This window comes from Streptococcus gallinaceus, from assembly GCF_040545695.1.
Classification (GTDB): Bacteria; Bacillota; Bacilli; order Lactobacillales; family Streptococcaceae; genus Streptococcus; species Streptococcus gallinaceus.
The window spans coordinates 347,065-362,173 of the sequence record NZ_JBEPMK010000002.1 but is presented as its reverse complement, the minus strand read 5'-3'; the positions used below and the strand labels follow the sequence as shown (position 1 = coordinate 362,173).

Below are 15,109 nucleotides of genomic sequence, written 5' to 3'. Positions count from 1 at the left end.
AAAAAATTAGTTACAAAGATTTCAAAGAATTAGGGAGTATTAAAGTTTATGTAAATGAGGAATCTGTTAAGTTATACCAAGCACAAAGCGATCAATACACAAAATTTAGTTTAGCATCAATTTTAGGAATTCCCTATTGGCAAATTAATGTTTTTTTTGTTACAATCTATCTATCAGTGCCTCTTGAGAGGTGATAATAAATTAGAATGCTTTAATGAATTGGGAGGTTTTAATGATTCAACAACTTTTTAAAAAGAGTAATAAGACTAAAAATATTGTCTGTATAACAGTTCTTTTTTCTCTCATATGGACAACATTAGCTCGTATTTTTTCATCACTTACGGGTGTAACATACAACACTTCATTTTTAAATAGCGTTAGTTCATTTCTGAGTGTTGCGGTACCGATGTTCATGACAGTTCTGTTATTTCTTTATTTTGTAAAACAAACAAAAGGACTTGTTTATATCAAGGAATTGTACTCAACAAAACATAAAGAAATTCAAAACCCATATCTTAAAATAATAGCCTCAATTATTGTGATTGCAATGCTACTATTCGCTTGTTACAATTTTTATACAAATATGGGGTCAATTATCAAAAACTGGAATAGCGATTCACTTCCTCGTATTCTTTCTTGTTTGATATCAGCTTTGTGTGTGGGAATGACAGAAGAGACTATTTTCCGTGGTTTTTCATTAAGAGAACTTCGCCAAAATAATAATGAATGGACATCTTTTATAGTTCAACAAATTTTGTTTGGCTTTTGGCATTTACCAAATGTCATCATAGGAGCTCCGTTTCTCCAATCATGTTTTCAAGTATTGTTTGCAATAATTCTAGGTACAGGATTATACTTATCATTACGTGTCACACGTTCACTTAAGGGAGCAATTCTTTTCCATGCTTTCTGGGACTTCGCATTATTTATCGCAATTACTTAATCGTAAATAAATATTCAAATCTAAAAAATCTGAGTTATATCCTCTAAAGTTAGATATAAAATCTAATTTTAGGGGATATTTTTTATAAATTTAAAATCACATCATCATCTTGATAAAGTTCATAATAAAATTTTACTCGTTGTACTAGTTAATAACAAAATATCTTAGTTTGTAAGCAAGTAGGATTTAGTTGTAATCCTATTCTTCCTCTAGCTCATACTTGCTCAATATTGAATAGTATACAAATCTAATATTATGGATAGAAGATGGTGCCACAATTTTGTTTAGGTATTTACAGTGTATATGTTTTTTACAATAATGTTTTTATTTTGTTTTGTCTGTTGGTTAATAAAAGCAAAAGCTGTGGCAGGGTTAAGTTCTGAAATAATTAATGAATTTATAATTTACTACTGTCATTTTCTATGAATATTTTTAGTTGGTCTGTACCATAGAGATTACAAAGGAGTAAAGGTATGAAAAAGGTAGAAGTTTTAGTGCTATTAGCTTGTACAAGTCTATTGGTGATTGCTTGTTCAAATGAAAAGAAGGAAACAGGAATGGAGGCATCACGACAATCAAGTGTAGTTAAAAATGTGGATTCCTCTTCGAGTTCGGATAGTAAAGTTCGGTCTGATAATCAATTACAAGTGGCAGAAGATTTTATGCAAACTTATATTGAACAGTCAATTGATCTTGTGAAGTTGAAAGAAAAAGAAAAAGCCTTAAAAGGCTATCGAGGGGATTCTTCGCTTGATTCAGCTATTCAATCAGTTTCATCATTACAAGTAGAAGTAGTTGACTATCAAAAGACGAAGGAGATATGAAATATGGCAAGTGTAACTCTTGTCGAGCGTGAGTTACAGAATGTGACTGTTTATCAAAATGGCGCTTTGTATTTTGCGGATGTATCTTATTCTGAAAGTAGTCCAGCCTATGCAGGAAAATTTGATAGACGAAGACAGTTTACATTTAAAATTCAAAATGGAAAGATTAACCAATTTGAAGAAGTTATGTATAAATAAAGTTATGATATAATAGTTAGTGCAGAAAAGTTAAGACGGTGGCTCTGATTTCTGAAAGGTGGTGGTGCTTATGAATGTAAGTGCTAAAATCCAAAGAGAAAGGAGCGAATATTGTCGGTTTACGAGACAATGCAACTCATGCTTGGGTTTGGTAGTTTTCTACTATCACTCATTGGTTTGATGGTTGTTATCGTAAAAATGAGCAATAAAAAATAACCGTCTATAACTTTGGTCGAGTTAACGGTTATTTTTAACCAATAAATATGCCACCGTCTTAAACGGTTCTGCAAGGGGTAGTTGTTTCCGCAACTACCTTTTTCCATAATTATTATATATCAGGAATACAGAGTTGTCAAATTGAAGCACTTACCGTACATGGGTGGGTGCTTGCTTTTATTCTTTGCTAGGAAGGAAATTATATATGAAAACGCATATCTTAAAAATATTACCTAACTTTTTTGAAGATATTGTGTCTGGTAAAAAAACATTTGAGTGCCAATATAATGATAGAGGCTATCAAATTGGAGATTGTTTGTATTTAAAGGAATATGATATTGAAAGTAATCAATATTCAGGTCGAGAAATGTTAGCAAAAATCAGTTATACATTACAAGATTTTGTTGGGCTAAAAGAAAACTATATAATTTTAGGTTTAAGTGATATTATGGTCTGATACTGTATAGAAAGATTTTGATAGGCAAGTCAGAAATGACTTGTTTTTTGTTTTGTTCGGTATTTAGTTGAAAAGATGGGAATACCTGGTTTGAAAATTAGAATGAAATCCGAACTTAAACCTGTCTTAAGATAAGTGATATGGTGGTAAAAAATGAATGATGGAAAGGGTTAATAATGAGTGATTTAATGTTAGAAAGAAAAAAGGAGAAAAATTATCATAACTATCCTGATAAGTCTGTAGTAAAAACAGAGTTATTAAGTTATTTTCCGATGTCAACGGCAACTTTAAGCCGAAGATTGCGAGTGATGCGAACGTATAAGCAGTTTAGAGATGTAGAGATACGAAGTGGTGGTAAATTGCTTATAAATGTACGTGGATTTTTTGAATTTTTACTTTTTTGGATAAAAAAGGGGATGTGGTATAATAGGGTGTTAGTTTTCACCCGCAAATCTATTCAAAGGAGAAGCGGATGTTCGATAAAAAGTTGCCTAGTGGAAAAGTTAGGTATTACCAAAAATTCTATAATGAAGAGGAGGAGAAGTGGGAACAAGTATCATGTACACTTGCAAGTAAAAGTAGAGCAATGCAGGCTAAAGCAAGAGAGATACTTGAAGAAAAAATTGAAATACGTTTGCAAAAGAGTGACAAAAGGTTATCTTGTGAAACAGTTAAGGAAGCCTTACATGAGTAGCTTCTTATCCGAAAAGTTGAGCTGAAGCAAAGCACTTATGACAGACAGTTAGATATGCTGAATCCGTATTTGAGACAATATGGTGATGTGAAGTTATCAAAAATAACTTCAATTAGCTTACAGAAGTATCTGATGAATAAAAATTGGTCTAAACAATATCGTGTGTTAGAAAAGGTTGTATTATTTAGATTCTATAAATATTGTTACGAAGTAGGTTTGATAAATGAAGATATTACACAAAAAGTTGTGCTTCCAAAGGCTAAGAAAACAATAGAAGATGTTCAAAAAGCAAAAGAGAAATTTTTAGATCGAGTAGAGATGAAGAAATTTCTAGATTATTTGAAAAAATATGATAGCAACAAGGTGTTTCGCTTATTTACTGAATTTATGTATCTTACTGGTTTGCGTTTTGGCGAAGCTACGGCTTTGCAGTGGGAGGATATAGATTTTGATAATCAAAAGTATACTTTGTATAGTAAAAGTAAACAAGAGTATATATTGACAACTCCTAAAACTATCAATTCGTATCGGAAGGTTGATTATAACAATCGTGTAAAAGAAATTTTTATGGAATTGATTGGGATGGCAGGCAAGGTAGAGGGCTTTGTTTTTTTGCATAATCAAGCTCCTATTTTGAATACAACTTTTAATCATTATTTGAATACAAAGTTTAAGCTCTCTAAAATTGAAAAAAGTGCTACTTTTTCAATGACCAGTCATGTATTACGACATTCTCATATAAGTTTATTAGCTGAATTAGAAATACCTATTAAAGTTATTATGGAAAGAGTGGGGCATGGAGATGAAAAGACAACGTTGTTGATCTATAATCATGTGACTGCGACTATGAAATACAATCTAAAGTCGAAATTGGAACTTATAGAGTAACCAAAATTTAATCAAGAACTTGATGAAGTGTGATAAAATCTGGTAAGGTATGATAATTTGAAAATATATGAAAACGCTGTTGTGATAAGGATGGATAACCTATGGTAAAGCGTGATAAGAAAGGACGGCTATACTATTTTATGAAAAAACGATATCGAACTGTAAATGACTATTACCGAGAACTATTTGGAGAAAAGATTTTCAAATTGCCCATTGATGCGGGTTTTGATTGTCCTAATCGTGATGGTACGGTGGCAAAAGGTGGCTGTACCTTCTGTACGGTTTCGGGGTCAGGAGATGCCATTGTAGCTCCTGAAGCACCGATTCGGGAGCAATTTTATCACGAAATTGATTTTATGCATCGGAAGTGGCCAGAAGTTACCAAGTACTTGGTTTATTTTCAAAATTTTACCAACACCCATGAAAAAGTAGAGGTTATCCGTGAGCGGTATGAGCAGGCCATCAATGAGCCTGGAGTGGTGGGTATTAACATCGGGACCCGTCCAGATTGCTTGCCAGATGAGACCATTGCTTATTTGGCTGAATTGAGTGAACACATGCATGTGACAGTTGAATTGGGCTTGCAGACGATTTATGAGCACACTTCAGAGCTAATTAACCGGGCCCATTCCTATGATTTGTATAAGGAAACGGTGGCTCGTGTACGTGAGCTAGCACCCAAAGTGGACATCGTCTCCCACTTGATCAATGGACTTCCAGGAGAAACCCATGAGATGATGGTTGAAAATGTCCGTCGTTGCGTGACTGATAACGATATTGACGGCATCAAGCTCCACCTGCTTCACCTCATGACCAATACACGCATGCAGCGTGATTACCATGAAGGACGCTTGCGGTTGCTCAGTCAGGAAGAATACGTGTCCATCATCTGCGACCAACTGGAGATTATTCCTAAAGAGATGGTGATTCACCGCATCACGGGAGATGCACCGCGTGATATGTTGATAGGTCCCATGTGGAGCCTCAATAAGTGGGAAGTGCTAAATGCTATTGACCAAGAGATGGAAGCGCGTGGTTCATGGCAAGGATGTAAAGTAGGAATGTAAATATGAAGAAACAGCACATCAGGCTGGACGACCAAGTACCAGCAGAATTTCACCCTCTGTTAGCGCAAGCAAAAGCAGTTTATGATAGTAGTAGTTCGCCACAAGCCAAGGTTTATTTTATTGACGGAGATGGTGGATATTTTTTAAAAAGAGCACCCAAAGGCAGTCTTCAGAGAGAAGTAGATGCTACCGATTATTTTTTCAAGAAAAACTTGGCGCCAGAAGTCTTGGGCTATATCTCTGAAGAGGAGGACTGGATGCTGACAGCTAAGGTGGATGGAGAGGACACTAGTTCCCCCATTTACTTGGCAAATCCAAAGCGCTTGTGTCAGGTTTTAGCGGAATCCATGCGAAAATTACACAGCATAGATGCTGCAGATTGCCCCATCGTGGACAATGTCGATCGCTATCTAGAGAATGTGTATAAGGGTTATCGTCAGGGAAATTTTGAAAAGAAATACCTATCTAGTCAGCAAGAAGGGCTAGGAAGAGACGAGGCCTTTTTGCGAGTGCAGGAAATTGCTCCATTTTTACAAAAAGATGAGCTGATTCATGGGGATTTGTGTCTGCCAAATATCATCCTGAATGATTGGCAATTTCAGTCATTTATCGACTGCGATAGCGGTGGCTTGGGAGATCGACATATTGATCTTTACTGGACCCTGTGGTCTCTCCAAAGAAATCTAGGCACAGATGCTTATCGAGATTACTTTTTGGATTGCTATGGTAGAGAAGCCATCAATTTAGCATTACTAGAAGCAATTGCTTGCTTTGAAGTATTTGGGTAAGGAGAAATGATGAGACCAATCATTCCTAAAACACCAGAAGTTCCTAGCTTATCTTCGGAAGAAATTTCATTTTTAACAGATATTACATTTGGTGAAAAAATGTTACCTTAAATCAGTGATGTCCTTTTTGTTTTCGGAGGGACACATGTCGGTCATTGGCAGAAAGCGATTGAGGCTTTTGAAAATGGCTGGGCTAAACAAATTGTTGTGACAGGTGGGATTAGTCCAACGGGGACACCAAATCCTGAATGGGTACACGGAAAAGAAAAAGCGGAAGCTGAGGTAATTGTAGAGAACTTGTTGGCAGCTGGTATTCCTGAACAGCTTATCTCTTATGAAAATCGTTCGACCAATACCTTGGAAAATGTCTTATTTGCCAAGGAAGTCTTTGATTTTTCAGCTGTTCAAAACGTCATGTTTATTTGTAAAAGCCATGTTGCAGGAAGACAAGGCCGCACACTAGCCAAACATTTACCAAATCATTTGACCTATATTCCTTTTACATTTGATGCGCAATATCAAGGAGTTCCCTTGTCACGGGAGACTTGGATGGAAACTGAGATAGGTCGCTCTCGTATATGGGGAGAGTATTTGCGTATTCTTCACTACGGGAAAAAGGGAGATTTAGTAGCCCTTGATTTAGAGGAAGGAGAAATACATGATCAAACGTCCCATTCATCTATCGCATGATTTCTTAGCGGAGGTGCTGGATAAGGAAGCGGTGGCTGTTGATGCCACCATGGGAAATGGAAATGATACCGCCTTTTTGGCCAAGCTGGCCAAAAAGGTCTATGCTTTTGATGTCCAAGACGAGGCCTTACGAAAGACACAGGAGCGCTTGGAGAAGGAGAATGTCAGCAATGTCAAACTGATATTAGACGGGCATGAGAATGTCGACCAGTATGTCGAGGAGCCTATCCGCGCAGCCATTTTCAATCTTGGCTACCTGCCGTCAGCAGATAAATCTATCATTACCCAGCCACAGACGACCATTTGTGCGATTGAGAAAATTTTAGAACTTCTGGAAGTTGGTGGGCGACTGTCGCTCATGATTTATTATGGTCATGAAGGCGGCGATATCGAAAAGGATGCAGTGCTGCAACTTGTCAAGAACTTACCACAAGAAGCCTTTGCCACCATGCTCTATCAGCCGCTCAATCAAATCAACACTCCACCATTTTTAATTATGATTGAAAAATTAGTACCAAAAAAGACTGAATAATTTTTTCAGTCTTTTCTTTTTATTCAGCAATAATAGGGATAGACATTTCAATCAAGTTAGCTGTATGAATCGTTTGAATGCCTGCTTGGTCAATGGATTTTCTATCGATTTTCCGTTTGAGGAAATAGTCACGGATACCGATAATTTCTCTTTCTTGAACAGCGCGGTATTTGTTGCTAATCAATAATTCGTAGTGGAGGGGCGCTTGTGTGAAAACGACATCCGTGTTTCCAGCAGAATAGGTTTCCACCAAAAAGGCGTCCGTATTAGCCAGTTGATTCTGGACAAGTATGGGATTGGTATTGGTCGTGTTGATGAGTTTCATGCGAGCCTCCTATCTGTAGCTTCATTATAGCACTATCACTTTTGTTTGACTAGTTATTATTTTGAATTTTTTCGCAATTTCCATTGCTCGATTCCCCATTTGTGGCTGCCACGTTTTAGTTTGTCAATGGCTTGGTCAATTGGGAACCAAGCAAGATGATTGAAGTCTTCTAAGGGTTTATCTACTTGGGTGAATTCTGTCACTTCATAAATATAGGCTGGATTGTAATAGTGGGTATCGCGGTGACGGGAGTAAAAATATTCGTCCGCCTGTCCATAGTATTCCCCGAGTGTAGCTGTGAAACCTAATTCTTCAATCAATTCTCTTTCCAAGGCCTGAACATGATCTTCACCTGCTTCGATTTCTCCACCAGGCAAAAACCAGGCTCCATTAGGCGCTTGGACTAAAATAATGTTTGTATGACTTGCATCAGGGATAACAGCATAGACACCATAACGATTACTATAGTGAACGCCTTCTTTTTTCTCGCCGAAAGTTGGATATTCCATAACGTACTCCTTTTTTCTATCCTTTCTACATTATACTAAAAAATAAAAGAAAAAGATGAAAGAAAATTGTCAAAATAGACATTTTCTTTCATCTGAAGATTTCATGGCTTAAGCCTTGGTTGCGACGGGCTTAATTTGTATATTACCGCTTGATGTCATAACGGCACGTAGGTTTTTCTCGTTTGGATTTTCCAAGTAGAAGTCTGTAATTGCATCTTCAATCTGGTCTTGAATGGTCCGGCGGAGTGGACGTGCGCCCATTTTTGGATCGTAGCCTAAGTCAACCAATTTTTCTTTGACCTTGTCTGTCACATGCAGACTGATGCCGTTTACAGCTAGGCGTTGGTTGACATCTTCTAACATGAGGGTCACGATTTGGAGAAGGTTGGCCTTGCTAAGAGCTTGGAATTCAATAATACCATCAAATCGGTTCATAAATTCCGGACTAAAAAAGTTACCCAATTGCCCTAAAACGGATTGACTACGGTTTTCAATGGTCGCCCCAAAACCAACAGAGGCTTCTACTTTGCCAGTTCCTGCGTTGGATGTCATGATGATAATGGTATCCTTGAAGCTCACCGTGCGTCCTTGTCCATCTGTCAAGCGTCCATCATCAAGAACTTGCAAGAACATGTGCATGACATCGGGATGGGCCTTCTCAACTTCATCCAGGAGAATGAGCGAGTAAGGATTGCGGCGTACTTTTTCGGTTAATTGACCAGCTTCTTCATATCCGACATAGCCTGGAGGGGCACCAACTAGCTTGGCGACAGCGTGTTTTTCCATGTACTCAGACATGTCAAAACGAATCATGCTATCGGCTGAGCCAAAGAGTTCGATGGCCAATTGTTTTGAAAGCTCCGTTTTACCAACCCCAGTTGGACCAACGAAGAGGAAGCTACCGATTGGACGATTTGGGCTTCCAAGACCGACACGATTGCGGCGAATAGCCTTGGAAATCTTATCAACTGCATCGTCTTGACCGATGACGTGCGACTTCAGGTCGCTGGCTAGATTGATCAGCTGAGTTTGCTCTTTTTCCTTCAAATCACCGACAGGAATATTGGTTTTTTGCTCCACGATTGCTTCGATTTCCTTCTCTGTAATAAGAGGAATATCTTCTTCGCTTAGGCTGGTTTTCTGCATTTCCTTGTATTTGGCAATCTGGTCACGGTAGTAGGCTGCCTTTTCAAAATCTTCATCGCGAGTTGCTTGCGCCTTGCGGTTTTCTGCATCAATCAAGCGTTTATCGATTTCTTTTGGATCCACAAAGTTGAGGGTTAAGTTCATTTTTGAGCCTGATTCATCCAGCAGGTCAATGGCCTTGTCTGGCAAGAAACGGTCTTGGATATAGCGGTTTGAAAGGACTGCCGCGGCTTCAATGGCTTCATCGGTATAGCGGACGTGGTGGTAGTCTTGGTATTTATTTTGCAGACCTTTTAGGATGGTGATGGTCTCGTCTACACTTGGCTCGTCAACTTTGACAGGCTGCATGCGGCGCTCTAAAGCAGCATCTTTTTCGATGATACGGTATTCATTAAGCGTTGTAGCCCCGACTAATTGGAGCTCACCACGGGCAAGGGCAGGTTTGAGAATATTTCCAGCGTCCATATTGCCATCTCCGGCAGAACCGGCTCCCACGATTTCATGGATTTCATCAATGAAGAGAATAACTTCGCGGCGGTTGCGGATTTCTTCCATGAGTTTTTGCATCCGTTCTTCAAATTGACCACGGATACCAGTGCCCTGCACCAAGCTCACGACATCTAGGCGAATGACTTCCTTGCCTTGAAGTTTTTGCGGAACGGCTCCGTCTACAATTTTTTGAGCCAGTCCTTCGACAACAGCTGTCTTCCCAACACCAGGCTCCCCGATGAGAACGGGATTGTTCTTGGTGCGGCGGTTGAGGATTTCAATGACACGGGTAATCTCTTCATCACGACCGATGACAGGATCGATATCGCCACGACGGGCAATATCGGTGACATTGATACCAAATTCTTCTAAAAGACCATTTGGTTGTTGCGGTTCTTGTGGGCGTTGAGGTGGCGTGTTGCCACCGCGGCCACCTCCGTTTTGTCCAGCCTGAGTCGGTGGTGTTTTTCCATAATTTGGATTACCAGCGGGCGTACGACCCGTGATTCCTCCAATATTATTGAAGAATTCGCTGAATGGATCCATATCATTTGGATTGTGCATATCCCCAAGTCCTTTTAAGATGGCATTGTTGGGATCGGTTTTCATAATTTGGTAGCAATTGTGGCAAAGGTCCACTTGCTGTTGTTTTCCATTAAGATTGGTATAGAGATGAATGGTAGCGTCATTTATCTGACAATTTTTACATAACATAGGCATTCCTCTTTCCTGTAAGTTTGGTATTTTATCAATAGTCAATAAAGGTCAAATACAGTTTTATTATAACAAGATTTACTTAAAATGCAAGAATCTGCTACGATTCTGAAGGGAAAATCCTGCAAAAATCTAGACTTTCAAGAATATTGTAAGACTTTTATGAGAAAGTATGGTAAAATACAGGTATATAAAGAAATAGGAGAATTGACATGGAATCACATTTGGTGAGAATTATCAGTCGATTGGAAGCAATGGCTACCGACGGTGGCACATTGAAACGTAACTTTGAACGTGATGGCGTTGTGGTTGCTGAGGTTGCTTTCAGTCACGACGAAGAAAATGGCTCTGTATTTACCTTGCGCGATGTTGCTGCTCGTGAAACGTATACGTTTGATAGCATCGACCTTATCGCCATGGAAATTTATGAGTTGTTGTATTAAAGAAAAGCACCTAGGTGCTTTTTTTCTGTTCAATAATGAATATTTATATCTGAATTATTGCATAATTATTCTTTTTGTGATATAGTATTACTTATTTTAGAAAAGATGGGACAATGAATGAATTTTTCTTTTTTACCTAAATATTGGACTTATTATAATTATGGAGCGATTGTAACTCTGATTATTGCGGCCTGTGTTGTGTTCTTTGGAAGTGTTATCGGGATTATCTTGGCTTTTGGACAACGAAGTAAATTAAAGCCAATCGTGTGGCTTTGCAATGTCTATGTTTGGATTTTCCGTGGAACGCCAATGGTCGTGCAGATTATGATTGCCTTTGCTATGATGCATATCGCAGCGCCTGCTTTTAAAATCGGTATCTTGTCTGTTGATTTGACACGTTTGTTGCCAGGGATTATCATCATCTCGATGAACTCTGGTGCCTATGTTTCTGAGACAGTCCGTGCGGGTATCAATGCGGTACCAAAGGGCCAACTTGAAGCGGCTTACTCATTGGGAATTCGTCCTAAGCAAGCCATGCGCTATGTCATTATGCCTCAGGCGCTGAAAAATATCTTGCCAGCCTTGGGGAATGAGTTTATTACGATCGTCAAAGACAGTTCGCTCTTGTCCACGATCGGGGTCATGGAGTTGTGGAATGGTGCCCAGACGGTTCAGTCTACTTCTTACATTCCGTTAACACCGCTCATTTTTGCAGCCTTTTACTACCTGATTATGACTAGCATTTTGACGCTGATTATGCAAGCATTTGAAAGAAAATTAAACAAAGGAGCTCAACATGTCTGATGCCATTATTTCCATCAAGGATTTACACAAGTATTATGGTGAAAATGAAGTTTTGAAAGGGATTGACCTAGACATTCAACAGGGAGAAGTGGTCGTTATTATCGGTCCTTCTGGCTCTGGGAAATCAACTTTCTTGCGTACCATGAATTTGCTAGAAGTTCCGACAAAGGGGACTGTGACATTTGAAGGTGTCGATATTACGGATAAGTCAAATGACATTTTCAAGATGCGAGAAAAAATGGGGATGGTTTTCCAACAGTTTAATCTCTTCCCAAACATGACGGTTCTGAAAAATATCACCCTTTCACCAATCAAAACCAAGGGGATTTCAAAAGCGGATGCGGAAGCGAAGGCTCGGGAATTGTTGGAAACGGTAGGCCTGCCAGATAAGGCAGAAGCCTATCCACAAAGTTTGTCTGGTGGTCAGCAGCAACGGATTGCCATTGCTCGAGGTCTGGCCATGGATCCAGATGTCTTGCTCTTTGATGAACCAACTTCGGCCTTGGACCCAGAAATGGTTGGCGAAGTGCTGGCTGTTATGCAAAATTTGGCACGTTCAGGGATGACTATGGTTATCGTGACCCATGAAATGGGCTTTGCGCGTGAAGTGGCTGATCGGGTTATTTTCATGGATGGTGGCTATATCGTTGAAGAAGGCACACCTGAGCAAATCTTCGAATATACTCGTGAGGAACGGACTAAAGACTTTTTGTCCAAAGTATTGTAATAATAAGAAAAAGGATAGACAGCTATCCTTTTTTCTTACTATAGTGTAGCAAGAGAAGGCCACTTAGGTAGCCTATTAGAGTGAAGCAGATCCAGCCCAGTGAATAATTTCCTAGCGGGACCGTATTTCTGAAAAATTCTGTTAGTGTCTGGGGCAACTGGAAGAGATAGGTCAGTTCTGAAAGACTTTCAAGGGCATCATAGAGTGCTGGAAAGATTGTCAAGAATATAGTTGCCCGGTAGACGAGTGGGTGATTGTTGTAGAGTTTGCGGGTCAAAACTAAAAATATCAGGGCAATTGTCAGAGGGTAAAAGAGGTAGAGGACAGGAGTTGACCAACGGATGATGACATCCAAGCCTCCAAAGTAAAAACTAGCTGATAATAGTGTGAAAATCTGTGTCCATCTGACTTGAGATAGTCTAGGGTATAACTTGTGGAAGTAGCTTGCGCTAGAGGTGATTAGACCGGTAGCGGTAGTTAGACAGGCAAGAAAAATCGCAATTCCAAGACAGACTTGTCCGATATTCCCCAAGAAAAATTGGGCAGTGTGGCTGAGAATCTGGCTGCCATTTACAGGGGCGCCGTTCTGAGTAAAGAGACCGACTTTCATGTAAAAAAGAGATTGGGAGGTTGCGCCGATTCGACCGATAAAGATATAGATAAAGGCCAACAATCCAATCGCAATTAGACCAGAAATGAGGGTGACTTTTGTGATGTCCGCCCGTTTTTTGATACCAAAAATCTTGTTTGCTTCGATGACCAATGAGGCAAAAATCAGAGAAGCGAGCGCATCCATTGTACCATAGCCTTGAATCAATCCAGTGATAAAAGGATGTGAAGAAAAGGCGAGGTTGATTGAGGTGCCCGCATCATAAGGGGTTCCAAGCTCACCAGCAGGGTGTAAAAATGAAGCAGCAATCAAAATAGTAATAATAAGAATTAAACTGGGAGTCAAGTATTTTCCGATATTTTCGGCCAATTTTCTAGGATAAACAGCCAGTAAATAGGCCAGTCCAAAGAAGACGATGGCGTATCCAAGCTTGATAGGAAAACCAGTTCCTAATACAGGTGCAATCCCGATTGCAAATGAAGTGGCTCCGGTCCTCGGAATAGCAAAGAAGGGGCCAACCGCTAAGGAAAGGACAGCTGTGAAAAAGACAGCATACCATTTTGAAATAGGGTGTGCTAAGCTCTCCAGATCATGTACTCCTGAAGAAGCGACAGCCATGACTCCAAGCAAGGGGAATGACACTCCTGTCAGGCAAAAACCTAGTATAGCAGCCCAAATCTTTTGCCCTGCATAAAGCCCAAGATAGGCGGGGTAAATCAAATTTGCCGCTCCAAAAAAGAGGGCAAATAGCATAAAGCCAATAATAAAATAAACTCGTTTCGAGTACATCTCTTTCATCCTTTTCATATAGAATCATAATCCGCATGATATTATACCGAATATAGGAAAAAAGAGCAAGGTTGACCCGATAATAGACGAATTTTACATATTTTACATTGCAAAAATATTCGGAGATTAAGTGGATGTGTCGACTTAAACAAGTATATCCTTTCTGCCTTTCTAGAAACTATCGTTTTTTACTTCCTCCAGCTCCAATATTTGAAAAAATTGAGCAGATAGTGGGGGATTATCCACAAATTTAGTATAATAGAAAGAAAAAAGAAGAGGTGCATATGGTAGTTATTGATGGTAAGGCGCTCGCAGCAAAAATGCAGGGACGATTAGCAGAAAAAACAGCAAGCTTACAAGCAGAAACAGGTCAGATACCGGGTTTGGTCGTGATTTTGGTTGGGGAAAATCCAGCCAGCCAGGTTTATGTGCGAAATAAAGAGCGTTCGGCCTTGGCAGCGGGATTTCATAGCCAAGTGGTGCGTCTGCCAGAGAGCACTTCTGAAGCAGAATTGTTGGACGTTATCGCGCAGTACAATGCGGATAACAATTGGCACGGTATCCTGGTTCAGCTTCCATTGCCCGCTCATATTGATGAGGAAAAGGTGCTCCTAGCCATTGCTCCAGAAAAGGATGTCGACGGCTTCCACCCTATGAATATGGGGAAACTTTGGTCAGGGCATGCTGTCATGGTACCGTCTACCCCGGCAGGAATCATGGAAATGTTTAGGGAGTACCAGATTGACCTAGCGGGGAAAACGGCGGTGGTGATCGGACGTTCCAATATTGTTGGCAAGCCTATGGCGCAGCTATTATTGGATGCAAATGCTACCGTGACTATTGCGCATTCTCGGACGAAAAATCTGGCTGAGGTTGTTAAACAAGCGGATATTTTGGTTGTGGCGATTGGTCGTGCTAAATTTGTCACCAAGGAATTTGTTAAAGAAGGAGCGGTTGTCATTGATGTCGGTATGAACCGTGATGAAAATGGCAAATTGTGTGGTGATGTGGATTTTGCTCAAGTCTCAGAAGTAGCCAGCCATATCACGCCTGTCCCTGGAGGAGTGGGCCCTATGACAATTACTATGCTTATGGAGCAAACCTATCAAGCTTGCAAACGTAGCCTAAAAAAATAAAATCAGCCTCAAGACCGATGAGAAAAATCTGGATAGAAGGTATACTATTACCAATCCTAAATATTTTTCATAATCTCCTTGAAAGCACCGTTGTGAAACGGTGTTTTCTTTTTGGTAAAA

Annotated in this window: 18 protein-coding genes and 1 pseudogene; 15 read left to right on the top strand and 4 right to left on the bottom strand. The window is 39.7% G+C overall.

What is annotated here, in order from left to right; all coding sequences use genetic code 11:
• The first annotated feature begins 232 nt into the window (after positions 1 to 232).
• The 11 genes and pseudogenes from ABID27_RS04065 (at position 233) to mnmM (ending at position 7,297) form a co-directional block, all read left to right on the top strand.
• Complete coding sequence (locus ABID27_RS04065; protein WP_253363415.1) at positions 233 to 943, top strand: CPBP family intramembrane glutamic endopeptidase; 711 nt, start codon at positions 233 to 235, stop codon at positions 941 to 943.
• A gap of 473 nt (positions 944 to 1,416) precedes the next feature.
• Positions 1,417 to 1,767, top strand: coding sequence for a hypothetical protein (locus ABID27_RS04060; RefSeq protein ID WP_354280426.1), 351 nt, complete (start codon positions 1,417 to 1,419; stop codon positions 1,765 to 1,767).
• A gap of 3 nt (positions 1,768 to 1,770) precedes the next feature.
• A complete protein-coding gene (locus tag ABID27_RS04055; protein ID WP_354280424.1) occupies positions 1,771 to 1,965 on the top strand; it encodes a hypothetical protein in 195 nt (64 codons plus the stop codon).
• Positions 1,966 to 2,035: 70 nt separating this feature from the next.
• A pseudogene (locus ABID27_RS10200) lies at positions 2,036 to 2,181 on the top strand (putative holin-like toxin).
• A 205-nt stretch (positions 2,182 to 2,386) separates the two neighbouring features.
• On the top strand, positions 2,387 to 2,638 hold the full coding sequence (locus ABID27_RS04045) for a DUF3850 domain-containing protein (protein WP_253363419.1): 252 nt from the start codon (positions 2,387 to 2,389) through the stop codon (positions 2,636 to 2,638).
• A gap of 472 nt (positions 2,639 to 3,110) precedes the next feature.
• Positions 3,111 to 3,332 carry a hypothetical protein gene (locus tag ABID27_RS04040; protein ID WP_253363421.1) on the top strand — a complete coding sequence of 74 codons (222 nt, stop codon included), beginning with the start codon at positions 3,111 to 3,113 and terminating at the stop codon, positions 3,330 to 3,332.
• Between the two features lie 54 nt (positions 3,333 to 3,386).
• Positions 3,387 to 4,220, top strand: a complete 834-nt coding sequence (locus ABID27_RS04035; RefSeq protein WP_354280422.1) for a tyrosine-type recombinase/integrase — start codon at positions 3,387 to 3,389, stop codon at positions 4,218 to 4,220.
• A gap of 140 nt (positions 4,221 to 4,360) precedes the next feature.
• Positions 4,361 to 5,287: a tRNA modification radical SAM protein MnmL/YtqA gene (gene mnmL / locus ABID27_RS04030; protein WP_354280420.1), complete on the top strand. Its 927-nt coding sequence runs from the start codon at positions 4,361 to 4,363 to the stop codon at positions 5,285 to 5,287.
• 2 nt (positions 5,288 to 5,289) lie between these two features.
• On the top strand, positions 5,290 to 6,075 hold the full coding sequence (locus ABID27_RS04025) for an aminoglycoside 3'-phosphotransferase (protein WP_354280418.1): 786 nt from the start codon (positions 5,290 to 5,292) through the stop codon (positions 6,073 to 6,075).
• A gap of 111 nt (positions 6,076 to 6,186) precedes the next feature.
• Entirely contained in the window at positions 6,187 to 6,765 is a 579-nt protein-coding gene (locus ABID27_RS04020; protein WP_354280474.1) for a YdcF family protein, read from the top strand.
• Positions 6,734 to 7,297 (top strand): tRNA 5-(aminomethyl)-2-thiouridylate-methyltransferase MnmM, encoded by a 564-nt coding sequence (gene mnmM, locus ABID27_RS04015; protein WP_354280416.1) that lies wholly within the window; start codon positions 6,734 to 6,736, stop codon positions 7,295 to 7,297. The genes ABID27_RS04020 and mnmM overlap by 32 nt, the downstream gene beginning before the upstream one ends.
• A gap of 19 nt (positions 7,298 to 7,316) precedes the next feature.
• On the opposite strand, the gene ABID27_RS04010 is transcribed toward mnmM, so the two are convergent.
• From ABID27_RS04010 to ABID27_RS04000, 3 genes are all read right to left on the bottom strand, one after another.
• Complete coding sequence (locus ABID27_RS04010; protein WP_253363429.1) at positions 7,317 to 7,622, bottom strand: DUF1827 family protein; 306 nt, start codon at positions 7,620 to 7,622, stop codon at positions 7,317 to 7,319.
• 56 nt (positions 7,623 to 7,678) lie between these two features.
• Positions 7,679 to 8,131: an NUDIX hydrolase gene (locus ABID27_RS04005; RefSeq protein ID WP_253363430.1), complete on the bottom strand. Its 453-nt coding sequence runs from the start codon at positions 8,129 to 8,131 to the stop codon at positions 7,679 to 7,681.
• Between the two features lie 108 nt (positions 8,132 to 8,239).
• Entirely contained in the window at positions 8,240 to 10,480 is a 2,241-nt protein-coding gene (locus ABID27_RS04000; RefSeq protein WP_354280413.1) for an ATP-dependent Clp protease ATP-binding subunit, read from the bottom strand.
• Positions 10,481 to 10,692: 212 nt separating this feature from the next.
• Here ABID27_RS04000 and ABID27_RS03995 point away from each other — a divergent pair, with 212 nt between their 5' ends.
• The 3 genes from ABID27_RS03995 to ABID27_RS03985 all read left to right on the top strand — a co-directional run bounded on the left by ABID27_RS03995 (position 10,693) and on the right by ABID27_RS03985 (position 12,454).
• Positions 10,693 to 10,923: a DUF1797 family protein gene (locus ABID27_RS03995; RefSeq protein ID WP_222346934.1), complete on the top strand. Its 231-nt coding sequence runs from the start codon at positions 10,693 to 10,695 to the stop codon at positions 10,921 to 10,923.
• Between the two features lie 117 nt (positions 10,924 to 11,040).
• Positions 11,041 to 11,727, top strand: coding sequence for an amino acid ABC transporter permease (locus tag ABID27_RS03990; RefSeq protein WP_354280410.1), 687 nt, complete (start codon positions 11,041 to 11,043; stop codon positions 11,725 to 11,727).
• Entirely contained in the window at positions 11,720 to 12,454 is a 735-nt protein-coding gene (locus tag ABID27_RS03985) for an amino acid ABC transporter ATP-binding protein (RefSeq protein ID WP_253363433.1), read from the top strand. The genes ABID27_RS03990 and ABID27_RS03985 overlap by 8 nt, the downstream gene beginning before the upstream one ends.
• Before the next feature lie 22 nt (positions 12,455 to 12,476).
• On the opposite strand, the gene brnQ is transcribed toward ABID27_RS03985, so the two are convergent.
• Entirely contained in the window at positions 12,477 to 13,853 is a 1,377-nt protein-coding gene (gene brnQ, locus ABID27_RS03980; protein WP_354280407.1) for a branched-chain amino acid transport system II carrier protein, read from the bottom strand.
• A gap of 284 nt (positions 13,854 to 14,137) precedes the next feature.
• On the opposite strand from brnQ, the gene ABID27_RS03975 reads away from it, so the two are divergent.
• Complete coding sequence (locus ABID27_RS03975; protein WP_354280405.1) at positions 14,138 to 14,989, top strand: bifunctional methylenetetrahydrofolate dehydrogenase/methenyltetrahydrofolate cyclohydrolase; 852 nt, start codon at positions 14,138 to 14,140, stop codon at positions 14,987 to 14,989.
• The last annotated feature ends 120 nt before the right edge of the window (positions 14,990 to 15,109 follow it).